The 21,803-nt window shown below is 45.0% G+C and carries 20 protein-coding genes; 8 read left to right on the forward strand and 12 right to left on the reverse strand.

What is annotated here, in order from left to right; translation table 11 throughout:
* The first annotated feature begins 766 nt into the window (after positions 1 to 766).
* A complete protein-coding gene (locus RIC07_RS27975; protein WP_446397377.1) occupies positions 767 to 1,804 on the forward strand; it encodes an SMP-30/gluconolactonase/LRE family protein in 1,038 nt (345 codons plus the stop codon).
* 114 nt (positions 1,805 to 1,918) lie between these two features.
* On the opposite strand, the gene RIC07_RS27980 is transcribed toward RIC07_RS27975, so the two are convergent.
* Positions 1,919 to 2,542: a Uma2 family endonuclease gene (locus RIC07_RS27980; protein WP_446397378.1), complete on the reverse strand. Its 624-nt coding sequence runs from the start codon at positions 2,540 to 2,542 to the stop codon at positions 1,919 to 1,921.
* 125 nt (positions 2,543 to 2,667) lie between these two features.
* A complete protein-coding gene (locus RIC07_RS27985) occupies positions 2,668 to 2,880 on the reverse strand; it encodes a hypothetical protein (protein ID WP_446397379.1) in 213 nt (70 codons plus the stop codon).
* 94 nt (positions 2,881 to 2,974) lie between these two features.
* On the opposite strand from RIC07_RS27985, the gene RIC07_RS27990 reads away from it, so the two are divergent.
* Positions 2,975 to 3,499, forward strand: a complete 525-nt coding sequence (locus tag RIC07_RS27990) for a hypothetical protein (RefSeq protein WP_446397380.1) — start codon at positions 2,975 to 2,977, stop codon at positions 3,497 to 3,499.
* A gap of 58 nt (positions 3,500 to 3,557) precedes the next feature.
* Here the strand turns inward: RIC07_RS27990 and RIC07_RS27995 are convergent, their stop codons facing one another.
* The 7 genes from RIC07_RS27995 to RIC07_RS28025 all read right to left on the reverse strand — a co-directional run bounded on the left by RIC07_RS27995 (position 3,558) and on the right by RIC07_RS28025 (position 7,103).
* Entirely contained in the window at positions 3,558 to 4,220 is a 663-nt protein-coding gene (locus RIC07_RS27995) for a DUF3226 domain-containing protein (RefSeq protein WP_446397381.1), read from the reverse strand.
* The gene (locus RIC07_RS28000; protein WP_446397382.1) at positions 4,220 to 5,329 is read right to left on the reverse strand and encodes an AAA family ATPase; all 1,110 of its coding nucleotides are present in this window, start codon (positions 5,327 to 5,329) and stop codon (positions 4,220 to 4,222) included. Before RIC07_RS28000 ends, RIC07_RS27995 begins: the two co-directional genes overlap by 1 nt.
* A 184-nt stretch (positions 5,330 to 5,513) precedes the next feature.
* The gene (locus RIC07_RS28005; protein ID WP_446397383.1) at positions 5,514 to 5,666 is read right to left on the reverse strand and encodes a type II toxin-antitoxin system RelE/ParE family toxin; all 153 of its coding nucleotides are present in this window, start codon (positions 5,664 to 5,666) and stop codon (positions 5,514 to 5,516) included.
* Entirely contained in the window at positions 5,663 to 5,893 is a 231-nt protein-coding gene (locus tag RIC07_RS28010; RefSeq protein WP_044211050.1) for an addiction module protein, read from the reverse strand. Before RIC07_RS28010 ends, RIC07_RS28005 begins: the two co-directional genes overlap by 4 nt.
* Before the next feature lie 138 nt (positions 5,894 to 6,031).
* On the reverse strand, positions 6,032 to 6,379 hold the full coding sequence (locus tag RIC07_RS28015) for a type II toxin-antitoxin system PemK/MazF family toxin (RefSeq protein ID WP_446381256.1): 348 nt from the start codon (positions 6,377 to 6,379) through the stop codon (positions 6,032 to 6,034).
* Positions 6,379 to 6,585 (reverse strand): hypothetical protein, encoded by a 207-nt coding sequence (locus RIC07_RS28020; RefSeq protein WP_446381255.1) that lies wholly within the window; start codon positions 6,583 to 6,585, stop codon positions 6,379 to 6,381. Before RIC07_RS28020 ends, RIC07_RS28015 begins: the two co-directional genes overlap by 1 nt.
* A gap of 47 nt (positions 6,586 to 6,632) precedes the next feature.
* Positions 6,633 to 7,103: a hypothetical protein gene (locus RIC07_RS28025; protein WP_446397384.1), complete on the reverse strand. Its 471-nt coding sequence runs from the start codon at positions 7,101 to 7,103 to the stop codon at positions 6,633 to 6,635.
* A 121-nt stretch (positions 7,104 to 7,224) separates the two neighbouring features.
* On the opposite strand from RIC07_RS28025, the gene RIC07_RS28030 reads away from it, so the two are divergent.
* Entirely contained in the window at positions 7,225 to 7,437 is a 213-nt protein-coding gene (locus RIC07_RS28030; RefSeq protein WP_446342930.1) for a helix-turn-helix domain-containing protein, read from the forward strand.
* Between the two features lie 69 nt (positions 7,438 to 7,506).
* Here RIC07_RS28030 and RIC07_RS28035 read toward each other — a convergent pair whose 3' ends face one another.
* Positions 7,507 to 9,837, reverse strand: coding sequence for an NB-ARC domain-containing protein (locus RIC07_RS28035; RefSeq protein WP_446397385.1), 2,331 nt, complete (start codon positions 9,835 to 9,837; stop codon positions 7,507 to 7,509).
* Between the two features lie 174 nt (positions 9,838 to 10,011).
* Here RIC07_RS28035 and RIC07_RS28040 point away from each other — a divergent pair, with 174 nt between their 5' ends.
* Positions 10,012 to 10,539 (forward strand): hypothetical protein, encoded by a 528-nt coding sequence (locus RIC07_RS28040; RefSeq protein ID WP_446397386.1) that lies wholly within the window; start codon positions 10,012 to 10,014, stop codon positions 10,537 to 10,539.
* Positions 10,540 to 10,728: 189 nt separating this feature from the next.
* Here RIC07_RS28040 and psaB read toward each other — a convergent pair whose 3' ends face one another.
* Positions 10,729 to 12,957 (reverse strand): photosystem I core protein PsaB, encoded by a 2,229-nt coding sequence (gene psaB, locus RIC07_RS28045; RefSeq protein ID WP_446397387.1) that lies wholly within the window; start codon positions 12,955 to 12,957, stop codon positions 10,729 to 10,731.
* A 155-nt stretch (positions 12,958 to 13,112) separates the two neighbouring features.
* Positions 13,113 to 15,368, reverse strand: a complete 2,256-nt coding sequence (gene psaA, locus RIC07_RS28050; protein WP_446397409.1) for a photosystem I core protein PsaA — start codon at positions 15,366 to 15,368, stop codon at positions 13,113 to 13,115.
* Between the two features lie 438 nt (positions 15,369 to 15,806).
* On the opposite strand from psaA, the gene RIC07_RS28055 reads away from it, so the two are divergent.
* From RIC07_RS28055 to RIC07_RS28070, 4 genes are all read left to right on the forward strand, one after another.
* Positions 15,807 to 17,774: a hypothetical protein gene (locus RIC07_RS28055; RefSeq protein WP_446397388.1), complete on the forward strand. Its 1,968-nt coding sequence runs from the start codon at positions 15,807 to 15,809 to the stop codon at positions 17,772 to 17,774.
* Positions 17,775 to 17,972: 198 nt separating this feature from the next.
* Positions 17,973 to 19,463, forward strand: coding sequence for a thioredoxin-like domain-containing protein (locus tag RIC07_RS28060; RefSeq protein ID WP_446397389.1), 1,491 nt, complete (start codon positions 17,973 to 17,975; stop codon positions 19,461 to 19,463).
* 60 nt (positions 19,464 to 19,523) lie between these two features.
* On the forward strand, positions 19,524 to 19,991 hold the full coding sequence (locus RIC07_RS28065; protein WP_446397390.1) for a helix-turn-helix domain-containing protein: 468 nt from the start codon (positions 19,524 to 19,526) through the stop codon (positions 19,989 to 19,991).
* Positions 19,992 to 20,411: 420 nt separating this feature from the next.
* A complete protein-coding gene (locus RIC07_RS28070) occupies positions 20,412 to 21,716 on the forward strand; it encodes a hypothetical protein (RefSeq protein WP_446397391.1) in 1,305 nt (434 codons plus the stop codon).
* The last annotated feature ends 87 nt before the right edge of the window (positions 21,717 to 21,803 follow it).

Raw genomic sequence — 21,803 nt, forward strand, 5'->3', positions numbered from 1 at the left:
TAACCGCAGGGCTTGCGGGGCTAGTCTGTGGAGCGAACATAAGACCTAAGAATCTTCGGGTTTAAGGGCGGTTGCAATGAAGCAGAAACCTAAATCGTGAGGTTTAGGAATCCCGCGCTTTTAGCGCTGGGAGGATGTCAATCCCTTAATCTATCGAGACGCCTCACGCCTCTATCCCATAGAGTGGGAGGATATCACTCGTCTAGTGATAATTCTGATATAGCGCTACGCGCTACGCGCTAGGCAATAGTCAATAGGCAACACCTCGGACTTCGGCGTGAGCGCGGACTCCTGAGCCTGTCGAAGTTCAGTCGAACGCTTACCTCGGCTTACTTCGGACTTCGGCGTGAGCGCTCAGTCGAACGCTTCGCTCAGTAACACGCTCGGTAACACGCTCAGTGTGTCATAGGCTTTCTTTGAAGAAAAATGCTTACTCATTAAGGGATTGAGCGATTTTAAGTTTTCTTTTATGTCCTAACTAGAGTGCGTAGTGCTATAACTGCTCGACAAAAGCCTGATGTGCTGCTGTGGTTATCCCCTGCTGCACGAGTGCCAATACTCTGGCTAAATCTCCAGTGAGTAAGGCGGATTGTTCTAACCACAAGCTTGGAAACTTGATGTTGTAGAGCGGTGGTGGATAGCAATCCTTACCTGTGGAAATCCTTATGCGAGTATTACAATGAAACTATTTTGTACAAGACCATTTTGAAGCTGATTCTGCAAGTCAGGCTTTTTATGCCTCACAGAAATAATCAATGCCATTGACATGAAAAACCTAACCGTTCGAGTTACTCTATACAGTCTTGTTTTTACGGCTTTAACCATTGCGCCCAGCAACGGCGTTACTGAAGCCAGAAACGATTTAGGGTTTCGATGTTCAACGTCTCGAACAAACTCCCGCCTAACTACAGCACAATCGAGTAATCAGGGTAATCCAAATAGTCTAGAAGCGATTCTAGATGACAATACCCAAGTCGAAAAACTAGCGGGAGACTTTCGGTTTACAGAGGGACCCATTTGGCATCCAAACGGCTTCTTACTCTTTAGTGATATTCCGGCTAATACTATCTATCAATGGACACCGAATCAAAAACCAGAAATATTTCGTCGTCCTTCGGGCAACGCCAATGGTAATACTCTAGACTGGGAAGGGCGTTTAGTCAGTGCTGAACATAGTAATCACCGTATATCCCGTACTGAAAAAGACGGCACAATTGTTACGCTGGTCAATCAGTTCCAGGGAAAGCGACTCAACAGTCCCAATGATCTCGTAGTCAAATCCGATGGAAGTATCTACTTTACTGACCCCCCCTATGGCATTAAATCTGAGCAAGAAGAACTGGGATTCTATGGTGTCTATCGGTTGACACCGGATGGGGAACTGACGTTGTTAGTGAAAGATTTTGTGGGTCCGAATGGCATTGCCCTTTCACCAGATGAGGAGAAACTATATGTGAATGATTCGGAAAAAGGTCACATTCGTGTCTTCGATGTGAAATCCGATGGTACTTTGGAAAATGGGCAGCTATTTGCCGAATTAAAAGACCCCAGTACAAAGGGTGTACCCGATGGCATGAAGGTAGACCAAGAGGGGAATATTTACAGTACCGGACCAGGGGGCGTATGGATTTTCTCACCCTCAGGCAATCTATTAGGCAGGATTGAAGTTCCTGAACTTGCTACCAATCTAGCCTGGGGTGATGACGATTACAAATCTCTCTACATTACTACCAGTAATAGCCTTTACCGTATCCGCCTCAAAATTCCAGGCGTGCCACCAGGCCAAGAAGGGAGTAAGCGCTGACGACGAGTGCCGTCAATATTTGTTTGGGCGCACGTCGGTGCGCCCCTACCGGATTCTATGCTGTATGCGTATCAAATCTGATGATGAGTTGTCCGTCAGCACTAAGTTTTTGGCTTATTTCCCAGCCTGAAAAATCTGGTTAGCCGTTAAGTCCAACTCCGGAAATATTAGGGATTCAATACGCTCTCCTTCCCTAAACTGACTTACCTGGTACTCACCATCAACGAGTTTGTAAACACTAAGCGTTGGTCGTTTCGGGGAGCCAATATAGCGCCGACCTCCTAGTCCTAAATAATCAACAATCCAATATTCAGAGATACCCATTGTCTCATAATCTTCCAACTTTCTGGCGTAATCGTTTTCCCAGTTTGTACTGACCACTTCCACGACCAAAGGAATAGATGTTCCGTTTTGAATCGTTGCCGCTTTTTCCCACAACGGTTCAGTCTTGAGGGCATCGCGGTTAACCACGATAACATCTGGAAGATAGCCAGTTTCCCAACTGGGTGCTTTGACTAAAGCGCGTCGAGGAAAACGATAACGCCGTTGTAGTTTCCGACTCAGAGTTGTGAGGTTCTCGACTAGAAATTCAGTAACATCTTCATGCTGACCTGTTGGCTGCATCTCGAAAATTTTCCCATCAATAAGTTCGTATCGTCCGTCCTCTGGATACCATTCCAGGAATTGCTCGAAGGTTAACGTTTTGGGTTGGGTTCCAATTGTGATTAAGTTACTCATCCCATTGCCTTTTATAATTGATGGTTGATGCCTCAAGGATAGGCATTTTTGCCGTAAGCGTTGATACCATTGTAATGTTCATATTCAAGGGTCTGGTTTTCCTCGAATTGAGCTAGAGTTAGCCGTCAAAAGTGACGCCACCAATATTGTTCTAGCTGGTAGGCTTGGCGCAGGTGTTGTAAGGCGGCTGTTGAGAGCAATCCTTTCACCAGAGCAACAAATTGTCCCCACGCTAGCAATTGGGATTCACTCGTCGCTCGGTTGAACTGGTATCTATAGAATATTGTCCAAAATTCAGGGGCAATTGGAGATTTCCAGCGCTTGCGCCATCGAACCATGTCTTGATGAGTGGGAGGTTCGGCTTCCAGGATTGGCGGAAAGTCGGCATAGCTGACAAATCGGCCCTATCAACAGCAAAATGAGTTAGCCGCCGTGAGCGATCGCCTCTCCCACCTCCAGGATAAAATCCGTCAAGATGCCCTCACTGTAATTGAACGCTGTGACACCGAAGACGAGTTAGATTTTCTTTTCCCTGAACTTACCCGAATTCATGACCATGATTTAGTCGTACTGGAGTCTTGGCAAAATCAGGTTGATTGGATGCGCTCGCTTCCTGCATCGGAAGTCAAACTGCTTCAAAGTGCCGACTTCAGCAACTTAGACGCCACGGCTACCCTAGACGCCAGTGCAGATCCAAACATCTTAGCAGAACCCCCCGAACAATTACTCTATGAAAACTTAAAGCAAAAATCTCATCCCGCATCCTTGCTTGACCAACTGCAATTTATGATCAAACCTAAGTTACGTCAAGAGTGGGAAACATACATCACTCAACAAGCTGCGATCGCGGGTTACAAAACCTTAGTCCCGGCAAACCTGGAAAAAGCCTCAAACTTAGCTGTTGCCAACCTCTACTGGTATTTCCAAGTCAGAGATGAATCAGAAGAAGAGACATAACCAAGTGTCAAAAATACATGACATTTTTAATTCGTCATTAACGCTTGATTTGCCACATTTATTTTGAAGTATCCGCTAACTCAAATAGACGTTTTAACCATTCAACAAACTTGTTCGCAATTTCAGCAGCATTATAACTCAGTACCTGTGCGGTAATGGCTTGTCCCATTGGCATTCCCGGTGTTTCCTGCCAAGCTAACCACGTATGAATTAAGGCTTTGGGATGATGAATTGGCGTGTAACGATTCAAGTTAAACTGTTCAATCTCTTGCACAATCGCCTCGGCTTTTGGACGCAAACTATCATCAGAGGGAATTAAATGGGCAACAAAATCTTCCAACATTCCAGGAAGTTGATTATCAGGCATTAACCAAACACCTATTTTGGGTTTGTCTGGTTGTGTATACACCCCGCCATCTGGGGGAGGTACTGTCGGAATCGTCTGATATCCACTCTCCATGAGTCGATTTCGTACAGCTTGCCATCGTGCCAGTAAGTCTTGATCCGCATCAACGACAATTCCTAATGTTTGTAATTTGGGTTCATCAATTCTAGCTGGTAATCCAGCTAAAAGTGCTTCTATTCCCTCTGTTCCTTTTTCTTCCGCTACTTCTACAGAAAATGTTTCTGGCAACTGATATTGATTACACAAAGCCCAAATCACATGGCGATCATTTTTTCCTTCAACCAATAGCTGATGAGGTTTTGGTTTTTTTGGCATCAGCGAACCTCAATACTTTGACGCACAGCAACACCCAATTTTTCAGAATCGTATTCAACCGGACGTATCTCTTCACCCTTACGACTCAATCGAAATAATTTGCCTACTGATGGATCATCTAATTCATCCAAAGCTTCTTGAAACGCACAGATACAGTCCCAACTATGAGTTGTCGCAAAAATTTGTATGTTTAACTGCTGTGCTATTTCTAACATCAAGCGCCACATATCCGTTTGAGACTCATAATATAGACCTGTCTCGATCTCATCGACGAGTAAAAAACCATTTTCAACTGTCACGGCTGCCATCGCTAGGTTGAGTATTCGTCCCATTCCTTCGCCCATGCTACTTAAAGGAAGCGGCTCTGTTTTACCTTCAACTTTAAGCAAAATATCACTGTAAAAATTTTGGTTGCTAGTAAAACTAAGACGTTGTATATTTGGATCTAATGTTCTCAGAGCCTCTATTACTTTATCTTCTTTAGGAGTAAGAATAATTTTATCCCAAAGACGAGCCAAATCTCTAACTTCTGTTAATTCATTTGTAAGCCATATACTTTCAGAACTTGAATTTGGTAAATGCAGCAGAGATTTTTTGTAAAAGTTTTCACTCAAAAAACCATCATTTGAAATAGGAAAACTATTAGATGTTTTACTGCCGTATAAAATTTTAAGGTATTTACGACTTAATTCTGTCTCTAAATCTAATTCACTTTCGTCAATATTCGGATTGATTGAAGAATATTGTGCATTATCTACCTCAGTTAATTGAATAATTATTTTTTTATTTGAATTAGATTGAATAATAATTCTTTTTTCTTCAGTAGTCTGGTTATCATGAAATAAACGATATATTGGGTATTTATAATTTTTTTTCAATAAACCGCTATTTGGCGAAGTATTTAAGTCTCCACGGTTTACTTCTCCACGGTTGACCATAACGCCAAATAGATAAATTGGATTGCCATGATTAGTTATTAAATATATAGCTTCCAAGAAAGTGGTTTTACCACAATTATTCATACCCACGAGTAAATTAACCTGTGCTAACCCATCGATATGAAAGTTCTTGAAGCAGCGATAGTTTTGTATAGTGAGATCTCGTAACATAAACTCTTAGCTAAAGGAGCAGTGATTATTTCTTATCTTAGAGGCTAATCGTCACTGTGGTCATAGCTGGGTGATGACGAGCGATCGCACGTTGATCGGTCATCGTCTATTGTTCTAGCTGGTAGGCTTGTCCCATTGGCATTCCTGACGTTTCTTGCAGACGACGAATAGAACCTCGAACTCTTTAACCCGCTTCTGGATAAATTCTGAGGAGATTAACTGTATTTTCGACGTCTTCTAAATACTCCAAGCCAAGTCCCGGTTGTTGCGCTTCGTAATAGGCTATGGCTTCGGTTAACTCCTGACTTGCCAGTGGATGAAATATAACCGTTTTCATTGCCAGGACGCACGAATCTGTTGAAACACGTCCTCAGCCGGAATACCAGTGACTTGACCATCGTCTATTTCGCGATCGCGTGCTTCAGCTTCTTGAGTCCAAACACGTTCAACATCTTGGTCAATTTCACTGAGTTGACTCAAATGTTCCAGAAGTCGCGCCAGCAATGCAACTAGAGAGTCTTTAGGCAGAGCGAGGACTTCAGCTTCAAGCTGTTTGAGGGTCATAGGAGTTTTAGCTCAAGATGGGCAACTATCCTTATCATAATCATATCTTGCGATCGCACGTTGATCTGTCATCGTCTTGTTCTCCTGAGTTGAGCCAGATTCAACCAAAATTTCAGTACCATTCACATTAAAACTCAATTACAAGAGTTGAAAGGCTTGAAGCATAAGTGAGTTCAATTGCTGAATTTGATTGACGCCTAACTTACCGATACGTCGTGTAATCAACCGACGTTCAAGAGTAACGATTCGTGTCACCCTCACTTTAGAAGCAACCTTTAGTCCAGTATTGGAAAATTCGGGATCTGAAGTATCTAGAACAAATTCATCTGGACTGAGACGGGTTAGATTTTGAGATGAAATAAAACAGAGGGTTATGTCATCACCTGTAGAATCTACCCATAACACTACAGCCGGACGCAGTTTTGTTGTACTCAAATCTGTGAAAGGGAAGGGAACTAAAACAATATCTCCTTTTTTGACAGACATTAGATTGCTTCCCCATCTTCAAGAGTATACAAATCGGGTTCATCGTACAGGAAGTTGAACGAGCCACCCTTTTGAGCCATTTGCATTAAGTCACCCGTTGAAGGACTTGATGATTCAAAAAACAGCTTTTGCTCAAGTAAATGACGCTCCTCTTTCGAGAGAGATAGGATAACTTGGATTAGAGATTCAACGAGTTGAGTGTTCATATTCAATGGTCTGGTTTTCCTCTAGTTAAGCCAGATTCAGTGTTTTGTCAAAAGTGACGCCACCAATATTGTTCTAGCTGGTAGGCTTGGCGCAGGTGTTCTAAGGCGGCTGTTGATAACAATCCTTTCACCAGAGCAACAAATTCTCCCCACGCTAGCAATTGCGACTCACTCTTGGCTCGGTTGAACTGATATCTATAGAATATTGTCCAAAACTCTGGAGCAATTCGAGACTTCCAGCGCTTGCGCCAACGCACCATGTCTTGAGGCGTGGGAGGTTCAGCTTCTAGGATTGGCGGAAAGTCGGCATAGCTGATGAATCGGCTCAACCCTTTACCGTGAACATAAACGATATGTTGCCAGCACTCAATGCGATAAATCTCGTCGGGGGAGCGGTTAAACAGCAAGGCGACTGTCTCGACAGTGACGAATCGTGCCAGGGGGTGACGGGTGGAGGATTTGTAATTTAGCTTTGAGGCTTCAAAGGTGGGCGTTTTTGTGGTATGTGTTGATAACATAGTAATTAATTCCCATTTAATTGGGACATTGGCGCGATCGCTCTTAGGTTTGCGAGACTGGGAGAGCGATCGCTTTATATATCAGAATTATCATAAGGTGCAGTTGCACCGATAGTCAAGTATGGGTTTAGTCAGGCTGAAAATTCGCGAACTGGCGGCTGAGAAAGGCTGGACGCTCAAGGAGGTTGCTGACCGTTCTGGTGTGATGTACAACACGGTCAAAAGCTATGCCCGCCGTTCCGAGTTGTCAATGGTAGACTTTACCGCGATTTATAAGTTGGCTCGAACCTTTGATGTGATGATTGAGGATGTGGTTGAGATTTTGGAGGAGTAGACGCAATACACTTTGGTTGAACACCACTAGCGTTAAACTGCCTTGGGTTCAACATTTATTCAGCAACCCCTATTTACAACTTATGGAATTCAACAAGAATTTGACTTTTTTAGCATCTCGTATCATACCTAGCTCGATAAAATAATTATGTGCTTTGTTTGCATATTCTCTTGCTTTATTAAAATTTGACCTAGCCTTTTCCAACTTAGCAAAAGAAGCCAAATAATAGGCTGTTCTACGTTTGTCTTTAGCCGCTTTAACTTCATCAAATCCAATGAAAAGAAGATTTTCAGCTTTATCGAATTCACCTTCAGCAATAGCAATATCAGCTAGAATTTTTTGACTGTAATTTTTCTGGCGTTGATTTTTTATTTTATCTGATTCTTGAATGACCTGATTACAAAGAGCTTGAGCTTGAGAATATCGACCTTGCTCAAATAATACTTCTGATCGTTCTCTATCTATATAAATTTGATGAGCAATACGCTTTTCGTTCGGTAAATTTGTATCATTCAGAATTTTCTGTTCTAGGTTCAACCACTTGTGTGCTTCTTCAGGCTTTTCTAAGCGAAGATAAAGTCCAGCTAAGTGATTTGTTAAGTAGTCTAAATCATCAAAATCACCGTATTGGCGTAATTCCCATGCTTCCAATAAAAGTTTCTCTGCGTTTTCTAAGTCGTCGGGTTTACCCATCAGTAGTAATGTTCGTCCCTTACGAGACTTAACTCCCAAAGTAGTCTTATGCTCCCCTCTTAATGTAGATGCTTTAATAATCCAGCCAAGCCAGAATCGCCTATCTTGCCAATGACCTCTGAGATTAGCATAGTTATTCAAATATGACCAGAGTTCTTTAACATCTTCATAACGTTCTTCATCTTTACACCAGCGAAGAACAGCTAAAAGATTTTCCCACTCTTCGTGTAAGCGATTGTACCCTGCGACAAATCGCTCTGGCTTTTTTTCTGGCTCATGATGTTTTTTCGCAAATTTTTTATACCATTCTAGCCATCGATTCAAAGCTTCTTTTTTAAACTCTTGATTTTTGCGTAATTCTGCTAAGGCATACTCACGGGTCAAAGGTAACATTATATAACGTCCTTTGTAAAGGCGTATCAGAGAAATCTGTTGCAGTTTTTCTAACCCCTTATTAATTGAAATCATTGGTTCTGTACTGAGTCCAGCAACTTCAACAACTGCATCTCGATCAGGTGATTTGTGAAAGATGGCTATAGACATCAGTAACCTATATGCATGTTCATGTTGCCTCTTGAGATCATCGACTGACTGTTTAAAGCAAAAATGAGCTACATCATTATGGTTACTTTTTAAGTCTGCTAATACTGTTGTGAGAGAGTTGCTCATAGCTAAACGACCCATAGTATAAATAATGACAATAGGAATCCCTCCACTAGCTTTAATCAGGTTATTTTTATCCTCATTCGTTAGAGAAATTCCTTTATCATCAGCTTGCTGCTGAATTAGTTGTTTACTTTCCCGTTTAGATAATGACTCTAAGTGAATAGGGACAAAACAAACACCTATTTGCTCACGGGTAGTAATGACTGATTTCACAGTTTTGGGTAATTCGTAAAGAAAAGACAATACTCTATTTTTATTTTCGATTGTTTCCAGGTTATCAATAATTAATAAAACTTTTTGCTGTCGGAGTCTTTTCCTTATTCGTTCTATCTCATTTTCATGCATGATTGACGGCTCATCTAATGTAATTGAAATTGTTCTCATAATTTCTTGGAGTGTACGCTGAGAAGTGAGTTTATCTAAAATTCGGTCTGGTAAAAGTTGATTTTCTTTGGCGGAGGTAAAAATAATTGCATCAAATAAAGGGATTTCACAAGTGATTTTTGAAAGGGTAGAACTATCAGACCTAGCATTTCCGTATTCTCTGTACTCAAGACAGCGATATGCTGCTTCTACAACTAAAGCCGTCTTTCCAACACCACCAATCCCATCTACCGTAATAATTGAAGCGGCATGATCCTCAGATAGGTATCTCATTAAGTCGCATAGTTCTTTTTCACGACCGATGAATTTATTATCCTGTGGGGGTAGGTTCTGATTTGGAAGTGTGCTTAAACGTTCACGACTCGGTTTCACGACAAGCGAGTCAGTAGACTCTCTGGTTTGAACAGGTGGATACCAATCATTGGGATCAACGATATCTGTGGGTTCTAGCTGGAGGACTTTGGCAATTTTCTGGATTGCGTCTTTTTGAGTTTTACGTCCCCAGTGAGGATGTAATAAATTTTTAACCTGCTGTTCGCCAACCTCAGCCTCTGTTGCTAGACGTTCTTGGGTATAACTCATTTCGCGCATTTTGTTGTCAAGATGTCTCGAACCATCTTGGCTAGCCAGAAAACCTCTTCTGCGTTGCTGAGTCATGAGTGGTAATTAGATGGATTTACTTCTACTGTACTCAAAAATATTCACAATGCCGATAACTGTGGTTAAGTGCGAATAAGAAATCAAGACTTATTTACATTTATTTCGTCTGGACATTAACTCACTAACCTCGATAGGCTTGAAACAAATGGAACGTTTTGAGGAGATACACTGATGTCTTTACAATATACTGCTCAAATCCTTGCAGAAGAACCAACTTCGCAACATTTGCTCAACACTCTCAACTCGGTCAATGTCCCACTATCAGGTAAAAATTTGTCGGCGAAAGTAGACCAAACTTTAAAAACGTCATCCAAAATTCGCATCTGCAAAATAATGAACCATAAACTTCGCCTGTTAATTCCGTCTACCATTCATATTGATATTCCTTGGGAAACTTCGGCTTATGTAGAACAAGCAAACCAATTATTGAGTAAATGTTTTGGGGGCAGTATTTGTAAAAAATTTGTCGGTTTCTATCAAAGTAGTGATTATCGCCTAATCAGTGAGTCAATTTTTGAAGTCGAAGTTTGGATGACCGAGGCAGAACTGCTGCAACATCTTCCCAAGTTAGAAGACTTCATCCTCCAATTGCTAACAGAATTGCAACAAGAAACAGTTTTTTTGGTAATTGACGATACAGCTTCACTAATAGAGAAGAAGAAAACCGATAATTTCAACTTTGAAGCCATAGCTGCATAGAATGATGTATTTAGCTTCTCCCTGTTGTAAGTGCAACCCAATCTGGGTTAGCTAGCTCCTAAGTCCGCGTAGGCGGACTTTGTTTGTGTAGCCGTGACTTCCAGTCGCTGGGGTAAAAAAGGGCTTAAACGAAAAATCCCCCACCCGAAGGCAGGGGATTTATTTAATTACCTACAAGGCTTCAGTTCGCTAACCGAACTTACCCGCAGTCGAGGCAATCACAAACGCCGCGTAGGTCAATATATACCCCACAGTAAAGTGAGCTAAACCAACCACACGAGCTTGAACGATGGACAGAGCAACCGGCTTGTCCTTCCAACGAACCAAGTTCGCCAGAGGCGTGCGCTCGTGCGCCCAAACCAACGTTTCAATCAGTTCTTGCCAGTAACCACGCCAGCTAATCAGGAACATGAAACCAGTCGCCCAGATTAGGTGTCCTAAGAGGAACATCCAAGCCCAAACGGACAGGTTATTGGTTCCAAACGGGTTGTACCCGTTGATTAGCTGAGAGGAGTTCAGCCAGAGGTAGTCGCGTAGCCAACCCATCAGATAGGTTGAGTTCTGATTAAATGTAGCTACGTTGCCTTGCCATATTCCTAGATGCTTCCAGTGCCAGTAGAAGGTTACCCAACCAATGGTATTCAGCATCCAGAACATCGCTAGATAGAAAGCGTCCCAAGCGGAGATATCGCAGGTGCCGCCACGACCGGGACCGTCGCAGGGGAAGCTGTAACCGAAGTCTTTTTTATCGGGCATCAGCTTAGAACCACGGGCATCCAACGCACCTTTGACCAGAATCAAGGTGGTGGTATGCAGACCGAGTGCGATCGCGTGGTGAACTAAGAAGTCACCAGGACCAATGGTCAGGAACAAGGAGTTACCGCCATCGTTAATCGCATCTAACCAACCGGGCAACCAAACGTTACCGTAGTTGGGCCAAGCCGTGGTGGCAATGCTATCTGGATTAGATAGCAGCGTATCGAATCCGTAGAGCAGCTTACCGTGAGCCGCTTGAATCCATTGAGCGAAAACAGGCTCAATTAGAATTTGCTTTTCAGGCGTGCCAAATGCCACAACCACATCGTTGTGAACATAAAGACCTAAGGTGTGGAATCCGAGGAACAAGGAAACCCAGCTCAAGTGAGAGATGATTGCTTCCTTGTGATCCAATACCCGTGCCAACACATTGTTCTTATTCGCTTCGGGGTCGTAGTCCCGCACCAGGAAGATTGCTCCGTGGGCGAATGCACCGACCATTAAGAAGCCCGCAATGTATTGGTGGTGAGTATACAACGCTGCCTGCGTGGTATAATCCCGCGCCATAAATGCATAAGGCGGCAAGGAATACATGTGTTGCGCTACCAGGGAGGTAACTACACCCAAGCAAGCCAAGTGCCAACCTAACTGGAAGTGCAGCGAGTTGTTATAGGTGTCGTAGATTCCTTTGTGACCTTCACCCAACAAACCACCAAACGGGGTTCCCGGTGGGGGATTGTGCGCTGCCATGATGTCTTTCATGCTGTGTCCAATACCGAAGTTCGTCCGGTACATGTGACCCGCAATGATAAACAGAACAGCGATCGCCAGGTGGTGGTGAGCAATATCGGTCAGCCACAGGGATTCAGTCTGAGGATGGAACCCACCTAAGAAGGTAAGAATCGCAGAGCCAGCACCTTCAGACGTACCAAAGATATGGTTTGCTGTATCTGGATTCTGGGCATAAACCCCCCAGTTTCCTGTGAAAAACGGAGCTAAACCCGCTGGGTGTGGCTTGACGGACAGGAAGTTATCCCAACCCACATGCTGTCCCCGAGCTTCGGGAATCGCAACGTGAACCAGGTGACCTGTCCATGCTAAGGAACTCACCCCAAACAGACCCGCTAAGTGGTGGTTTAGGCGAGACTCAGCATTTTTAAACCAAGCCAAGCTAGGACGGAACTTGGGTTGTAAATGCAGCCAACCTGCAAACAGGAAGACGGCAGATAGCACCAAGAGGAATAATGCCCCTTGATACAGATCCCCATTTGTCCGCATCCCGACGGTGTACCACCAGTGATACACCCCAGAGTAAGCAATATCAACAGGGTTAGACGCACCGGCTTGCGTAAACGCATCAACAGCCGGTTGACCGAATTGAGGGTCCCAAATCGCGTGAGCGATCGGACGGACGTTAAGCGGATCTTTGATCCACTGTTCAAAGTTGCCTTGCCAGGCGACGTGGAACAGACTGCCAGAGGTCCACAGGAAAATGATTGCAAGATGACCGAAGTGAGAGGCGAAAATCTTCTGATAAAGATTTTCCTCCGTCATGCCATCATGGCTCTCAAAGTCATGGGCGGTGGCAATTCCGTACCAGATTCGACGTGTTGTCGGATCTTGAGCGAGATCCTGGCTAAATTTCGGAAATTTTGTTGCCATCTGTCTTTCGTTAGGAAATCCTACAGAGACTTATGCTTTTGCTGCTCGTTTTCTGTCTTCTGTGACCCCCTGGAACCGAAGTTCCAGTTTGGGATGGGGTCGAGACAGGCAAGACCTGGTGTCCTGCTTTATAGTGGTATCGATTCAAACAGCCGTCATCCGACTGCTAGTATTCGTGCCAGGAAGAATGCCCAAGTGGTGACAATTCCTCCTAGGAGGTAGTGAGCTACCCCCACAGCCCGACCCTGGACAATGCTCAGAGCGCGAGGCTGAATCGCTGGAGCCACTTTTAGTTTATTATGCGCCCAGACAATGGATTCGATCAGCTCTTGCCAGTAGCCGCGACCACTGAACAGGAACATCAAACTGAATGCCCAGACAAAGTGAGCGCCTAAGAACAGGATGCCATAAGCTGACAACGCTGTGCCGTAGGAGTTGATCACCTGAGAGGCTTGCGCCCACAGGAAGTCACGCAACCAACCGTTAATTGTAATTGCGCCAGCGGCAAAGTTACCGCCCGTGATATGAGACACGGTACCATCGGACGCCACCGTTCCCCAAACATCGGACTGCATCTTCCAGCTAAAGTGGAAAATTACAATCGAGATGCAGTTATACATCCAGAACAGACCGAGGAAGACGTGATCCCAAGCTGATACTTGGCAAGTACCACCCCGACCTGGACCATCGCAGGGGAAGCGGAAACCCAGGGATGATTTGTCAGGAATCAAACGAGAGTTCCGGGCATATAGCACACCTTTGAGCAGAATCAGTGCGGTGACATGAATCTGGAAGGCGTGAATATGGTGGATTAAGAAATCCGCCGTTCCCAAGGTGATGGGCATCATTGCCACTTTGCCACCCACAGCAACCATGCCACCGCCAAAGGCGTAGCTGACAGGTTCTAGGGCATTGGGAGCGGTTCCGCCAGGAGCCAGGGTATGCAAATGCTGCACCCACTGAGCAAAGATCGGTTGGAGTTGAATCCCCGTATCCGAGAACATATCTTGAGGACGACCAAACGCTCGCATCGTGTCGTTGTGAACGTACAGACCGAAGCTATGGAAGCCGAGGAAGATACAAACCCAGTTCAGGTGAGAAATAATCGCATCCCGGTGGCGAAGAACCCGATCCAATAGGTTATCCACATGAATATTCGGATCATAGTCCCGCACCATGAAGATTGCCGCGTGAGCAGCACCCCCAACGATACAGAATGCACCAATCCACATGTGGTGGGTAAAGATGGACAATTGCGTTCCATAATCGGTGGCTAAGTACGGATACGGAGGCATCGCGTACATGTGATGCGCCACGATAATGGTCAGCGAACCGAGCAGCGCTAAGTTCCAGGACAGTTGAGCATGCCAGGAGGTTGTGAAGATCTCATACATCCCTTTGTGGCCTTGACCAGTGAAGGGACCTTTATGAGCTTCCAGAACTTCCTTAAAGCTATGACCAATTCCCCAGTTCGTCCGGTAGAAGTGACCTGCGATGATAAACAGAACCGCGATCGCTAAGTGGTGATGCGCGGTGTCTGAGAGCCACAATCCACCTGTGGTTGGGTTTAACCCACCTTTAAAGGTGAGGAAGTCAGCATACGCCCCCCAGTTCAGGGTGAAGAACGGCTTCAACCCTTGCTCGAAACTGGGATATAACTCTGCCATCAAGCTCTTGTTCAGGATGAACTCGTGGGGGAGAGGAATATCCTCAGGAGCTACCCCAGCATCCAGTAGCTTGTTGATCGGCAGAGAGACGTGAATCTGGTGACCCGCCCAACCTAATGATCCACAACCTAACAATCCAGCTAAGTGGTGGTTCATCATGGACTCTACATTCTGGAACCATTCCAACTTGGGCGCCCGCTTGTGGTAGTGGAACCAGCCAGCAAACAGCATCAGGGCTGCCATGACTAGACCACCAATGGCGGTGCAGTAAAGTTGGAATTCATTAGTGATTCCAGATGCACGCCAGATTTGGAAGAATCCTGACGTGATTTGAATGCCGTGGAACCCGCCACCGACATCCGCATTTAGAATGTCTTGACCCACGATGGGCCAGACTACTTGAGCGCTTGGCTTGATATTGATTGGATCAGTAAGCCAAGCTTCGTAGTTGGAAAACCGAGCGCCATGGAAATACATGCCGCTCAACCAGACAAAAATAACCGCTAGGTGACCGAAGTGAGCGCTAAAGATTTTGCGCGATACATCTTCTAGGTCACTGGTATGACTATCGAAATCATGAGCGTTCGCGTGAAGGTTCCAAATCCAAGTGGTGGTTTTTGGTCCCTTGGCTAGGGTACGGTCGAAATGTCCCGGTTTAGACCACTTCTCAAATGAAGTAGGAACGGGATCTTTATCAACTGTTACCTTTGCCTTCGTGTCCCGCTCAGGAGGGCTGATTGTCATCAGGAGTCTCCTCTCTATACAAGGAACGAGAAATATCCAAAAGGAAGTTTGCTTTTTTATCAATTTAGCGGAAAGTACCGCTTTTGGCGTAACTTTCCTGGAAAAACGATATCCCCGTTGAAATCTAGGGGATAACTCTTTTGTTGATGATAGGTCTTGCTGGAGGCAGTCTTGGGCTGCACTTAACAAAAATTCAAATTTCAGCAAATCAAGGTCTACTTTGGGTTTTGATTTGAGCAAACTCCCAAAAAAGTCAAGAGTGTGATCGATAAAATTTACAAAACTAAACAATAGATGGGTTTAATCTCAGATTGGTCATTCGTCCTTCGTCATTCGTCCTTCGTTATCTCCCCCATCCATCATGTAGAGGAGGAGTAGAGGAGTAGCCATTGTTCGCTATAGTTCCTAATGAGCAGAATTAGTTGAGGAGATGGTGTGTTGGCTAGGAATCTCTGGTGGAAAACAGTAAGAGCAATTTGTTCAGTCGTACTGGTAGTAGTACTGATGGTGGGACTGGTGGCATGTGGCGAAAGCACCGAAACCTTACCCCCCATTGAAGAGGAAGCCCCACCGCCAACCAAACCAGTGGCACAACTCTCAGAAGTCGCCCCACCCCCAGTGATTCAGCAACTGAACCGCCGCTTAGAAAGCTATCAGCCTCAAGTCACCATCTTGAGTCCCACTCCGGATCAGATTCTCCAAGACACCACCGTCTCCGTAAAATTCCAGGTGCAGGACTTACCCCTGTTCAAAAACCCAGAATTAAACATGAGTCCTCATCTCAACGTAATTCTTGACAATCAGTCTCATATTCCGGTTTACAACGTCGATAAACCCCTAATCCTGGAAGACTTATCCCCTGGAACCCACACCCTACGAGTTTTCGCCGCTCGTCCTTGGCATGAAAGCTTTAAAAATGAAGGAGCCTACGCTCAAACCACATTTCACGTATTTACCAAAACTGACGATAATAATCCGGTAGCCAACCTACCGCTTTTAACCTACAACCATCCCCTAGGCAGCTATGGTGCTGAACCTATCCTGCTCGACTACTACCTGACAAATGCTCCCCTGCACCTTGTCGCCCAAGAAAACCCAGAAGACGAGATTGTCGATTGGCAAATTCGCGTCACCATCAATGGTGAAAGTTTTACCCTTGATCGCTGGCAGTCCGTTTATCTCAACGGTTTTAAACCCGGTAAAAACTGGGTGCAGCTAGAGTTTCTGGATGAGCAAGGAAATCCGGTTAAAAACGCCTACAATAACACAGCGCGGCTAATTCGTTATCAGCCAGGGGGCAATGACACACTCTCTCAGTTAATGCGGAACGAGCTTTCTGCTGAAGTTGCCCGTAGCATTATCGATCCCAACTATAAAGTTCAAGCCGCACCAACACCCACGCCAGAAGTAATCCCGACACCCGCCCCTGAACCGACTCCATCGCCTACAGTAGAGCCAACACCAATACCGTCAGTGTCTCCCACTCCCGTTGAAGAAAAACCAACGGTTGAACCAGAGATACCCGAAGAAATTCCCACCCCTGAACCCGAAGTAACTGTCGAAGAAAAATCAATACCTGAACCCAAAACAGGGGAAGACTCTCCCACAGTCGTAGAACCTGCTACGCCAGATGCAACCGTTCCCTCAGCCAAAGACTTGGAAACTCCTGAAGCCCCACCCACAGACAAATCCCCCACCCGTGGATTTTTCAATCGCTTCTATCAAACCATCCGGGAACGATTCCAAAAACCCAAAGTGTCTTCTACCCCATCCCCTGAACAACCAGAAGAACTAGAAACACCGTTACCTGAACCTGAAGTTTTGCCAGAGGAAACAGAGTCGCCGCCAGAACCCCAAGCGGATACAGAACCTGTAACTTCACCCCAGATAAATCCTGAGGAAGCCTCGGATATCGTGACTGAGGAAACCAAATCTCAGCCAAAACCCGAAGCATCTACACCCCTCGATAAAACCCAAACATCCCCAGAGGAACCGCAAGCAGAGACAGAACCTGTAACTCCATCCCAAAAAACTCCTGAGGAAGCCTCGGATATCGTGACTGAGGAAACCAAATCTCAGCCAAAACCTGAAGCATCTACATCCTTGGATAAAACTCCAACATCCCCAGAGAAACCCCAAGCGGAAACAGAACCCGTAACTTCAGCCCCAAAAACTTCTCCACAGCCATCAGAAGTGATTCCAGAGGACAGGGAATCGAACCCAGAGACAACCCAAACTGCTCCCGAAGAGGCGACAGAAAAATCAGTAACTCCCGATAAACCATTACCGCCGGAATCCCCTGAATCGGAAGAAGACACGCCAACTCCCTCGCCAACACCAACAATTAAGCCTGTCGTTCCTGACGCTGACTTGCCACCAACCTTACCCGAACTGATTGAAAAATAATGCGAATCACTGGCTTCCCCATGGAATAAAAAGCGAAGCAACATCTGGTCTCCCCCTTTTGAAGGGGGACGGGAGGGGGATCTAAAAAGGGGAACGGAAGGTAGATCACATCTGTTGCGAATACTTGGAAAAACGGTATTACAGTGAACGGTGGGTTAGGATCTCAGCAGTAAGCAATGAACAATCACTGAGAATCGCATGACACCACGGGTTCGATCACCAGAACTTCCCCAAGACGGCATCTGGTTAAATACCAATCACCCGCTTTCCCTGACGAGTTTAAAAGGGCGAGTGGTGATTCTCGACTTTTGGACGTACTGCTGTATTAACTGTCTCCATGTTCTGCCAGACTTAAACTATTTAGAACAAAAATATAAAGATAGTCTGATTGTGATTGGTATTCACTCAGCTAAATTTGATAACGAAAAAGATGCAGAAAATATTCGTCAGGCAATTCTTCGCTACGATGTCGAGCATCCCGTTGTTGTAGACGTTAATGGTAATCTCTGGCAGCAGTATGCGGTTCGGGCGTGGCCCACGTTAGTCGTGATTGACCCGGAAGGATATGTGATCAGGGATGTGGCAGGAGAAGGGAATCGAGAGGTTCTCGATCAACTCATAGGGGAACTGATTCAGAAACACCAGCACAAAGGCACAATGACAATGGAGCCACTTCATTTCACATTGGAAAAACAGCAACATCCCCTGACCAATCCTTTGGCATTTCCCGGTAAAGTCCTGGCTGATGAATTTAGCGATCGCCTATTTATTGCTGACTCCGGTCATCATCGCATTGTGGTGAGTACGTTGGCAGGTGAAGTATTAAATATTATTGGTACAGGTGAACCAGGATTAACCGATGGAACGTTTGCCGAAGCCCAATTTTTTGCACCTCAAGGTATCACGCTAGATCCTGACAATCAACGTCTCTACGTCGCGGATACGGAAAATCATTGCTTGCGATGTATTCATCTAGAAACTGAGCAAGTTGAAACCATCGCGGGTACTGGAGAGCAAAGTCGCCAGATTCAACCCCATAGCGGTTTAGGGTTACAGACAGCGTTAAATTCGCCGTGGGATATTGAAATAATTGATAATCGCCTGCTGATTGCCATGGCGGGTTCCCATCAAATCTGGGAAATGCATCTTGAAACGGGTGAGATTGGCACTTATGCGGGGACAGGTGCAGAAGCTTGCTTAGATGGGTCACTTGATGAAGCCGCCTTTGCTCAACCCAGTGGGATTACCAGCGATGGTCGAGAACTCTACGTGGCTGATAGTGAAGTCAGTTCGATTCGGGGAGTGGGTCTAATTAATAATTTACCCGTGCGGACAATTTGTGGCAGTGGTGAACTGTTTGAATTTGGCGATCGCGATGGACAAAAGTCAGAGGTACGACTCCAACATTGTTTAGGGGTGGAATATACCCAAAATTACCTCTGGGTAGCGGATACTTATAATCACAAAATTAAGCGCGTCGATCCGACAACAGGGAGTTGTCAGACCTTGTTAGGGAACGGAAAAGCGGGACACCGTGACGGTCAGAGTCATGAGGCGGAGTTTGCCGAACCTTCTGGAGTCAGTGCGATCGCGGCTCGTCTCTATATTACTGACACGAATAATCATGTCATCCGTTGCGTTGATTTGGGTACATTAGAGGTGACCACTTTAAAATTGAGTGGGTATTAGGGCTGTTGCCTTTTCACTTAACTTTTTGTTCACCATTTATCTAGGATTACTGTATAGATAATGACACTCTCTACGGAAAAAAACTCCCCAACCATTCCACCAACTGAAGCAGAAGCGAATATTGCTCAAGCGAGTTATCAACTATTAGCATCTTATGTTCAAAACAACGGAAAACCTATCACTATTCAAGTGATGCAAGAAGATGCTACAAGCGAGACTGTGACGATTCCCGCCGCCGCCTTTCATCTGTTAGTTGAGACATTGACACAGATGAGTCAAGGACATGCCGTCAAGGTAACTGCTATTAGACAAGAACTGGAACTCTATGAGGCGGCTGATATTCTAGGTGTTTCTCGCACTCAGGTTTTGAGTTTGCTGAAATCAGGAGAAATTCCTTACTGGAGAGAGGGAACAGTTTATCGAATGCGTTATCAAGATGTGATGGACTATAAAAATCGCAATGATGCCGAACGAATGAAAATCCTGAATGAGCTTGCTGCACAAGCACAAGAACTCAATATGGGATAAGGATTGCATCGCATTCAATACTGCTGAGGGCGATAATTGGAAATGGTCTAGTAATTGAGACAGAGAAACAGGTTTGGGTTGATTGACTAGCCAGGACATGACATATTTTTCTATGTTTGATAAACAAATGCTTATGTAAAACGGGGTTATATCTACAAATATAAACAAAAAATACAGGGCGTGATCGCAGATTTTCAGAAAGCTATTAGTCTCTTTTATAAAGAGTTACACCACAGCTTGGAAGGCACGATAGTATCGTGTCCCTACCCAATCAATTATCCCTGGGTTATGGTAGGAAAAACTGCCGTACCCTCACAGGTGAAGACTTTACGCGGCTAAAAGATTGCAATTTACGTCGAGAGGGATTAAATTGCAAACTTAAGATATGACCTTCACAGTTTCTTTACTTGATTATCATCTGTGAATCACACTGAAACTCGACAACTCGGCTTCTTTTCCTTGGCGGCTTTGCTGGTGTCGGCACATTATGGTTTGGGATTTGTTCTCGGAACCGCCGAAAAAGCCTTAACCTTGGGTTGGGCGGGTAGCCTCTATCCGATTTCCATTGCCCTAGGAACCCTTATTCTCCTGGGATTTGCCCGATTCTATTGGCGGTCAATTGAACCAATCTGGACGCTACTGGGGAACCGCTACGGACATCCCGTCAAAGTGCTGGTGGGAACCATGTCCTGGTTATCGCTAGTTGGGATTTTTGCGGTGCAAATTATTGCTGGCGCATTTATCCTCAAAGTTCTGGATTTACCCGTGCAGCCCAGTATGCTAGGCTTAGCACTGGTCTTTCTGCTCTCTTCTATACTGCCGATTGAGAAAGCCAGTTGGCTATTCCGGGGATTATTGGGATTCAATATCCTGGCATTATTGTACGCGATCGCGAAACTGCACGCTGTTCCCCTCTATTTACACGCCCCAGTGGATTTCATCCCCGCACTACAGCAGATGAGTCCTCCTTCTTTACTCGGCATCTCCTTATCGACAGTATTGCTGGTATTAATTGATATGAAATATCACCAATTTGTTGTGCAAGCCAGGGATGTACGCAACCTCTATATTGGCTGTGTCTTAGCGGCTATCTTATTCCTGTTTCTGGCGTTATTACCGTCTGCTGTAGTAATTGCTAGCCAAACGGCTGGTATTTTACCCACCGATATTGATGGCAAAGCAATCATTCCTTGGATTTTACTATGGCTGGGTGGAGGCGCTAATCACTTGGGGGGACAGTTGTTGATTTTATCATTAATCGTACCCGCTTTAGGCGTCGGGAGTAGTATTTTGCGGGTGCAGACGAAGGTGGTTTTAGACTTTGAGTTGATTCCCGATTCTCAACTGAATCGTTTAATTGTTGCAATCATTAATACGGCGTTGGGACTCGCTGTCGCGTTAAAGGGCGGTTCAATTATCAGTCTCATTGTCTTATTTTATGCCGTGTATGTAGCAACCGTTTGGGTTCCTTTTGCCGCTTATCTCGTCGCTGAAACCGGACGCTATACGTTTGCCGCAAGTAGTGTTCGACTGGCATTAATTATCAGTGGTTTGTCGGCAGTGGCAATGCTGATATTAAGCTTGATTAAACCGGACGCTGCCTTTTTTAACAGTGCCGAGTTAAGTATTATCATGTTGGGCATGGGGTTTGGCTGCTTTGGGTTAGGCTTAGGCGAGATAATTGAAAAGTATTTGCCTATTTCTCCCATCAAAGAGGAATTGTAAGTCATTTGTTATTTGTTGTTTGTCCTCCGTCCTTTGTCATCCGTTTTGATGCATCCCCGCCAGAAAGATGTAGTAGCGTGGCACATC

Origin of the sequence: Coleofasciculus sp. E1-EBD-02 (assembly GCF_040218245.1) — a bacterium.
GTDB lineage: Bacteria > Cyanobacteriota > Cyanobacteriia > Cyanobacteriales > Coleofasciculaceae > Coleofasciculus.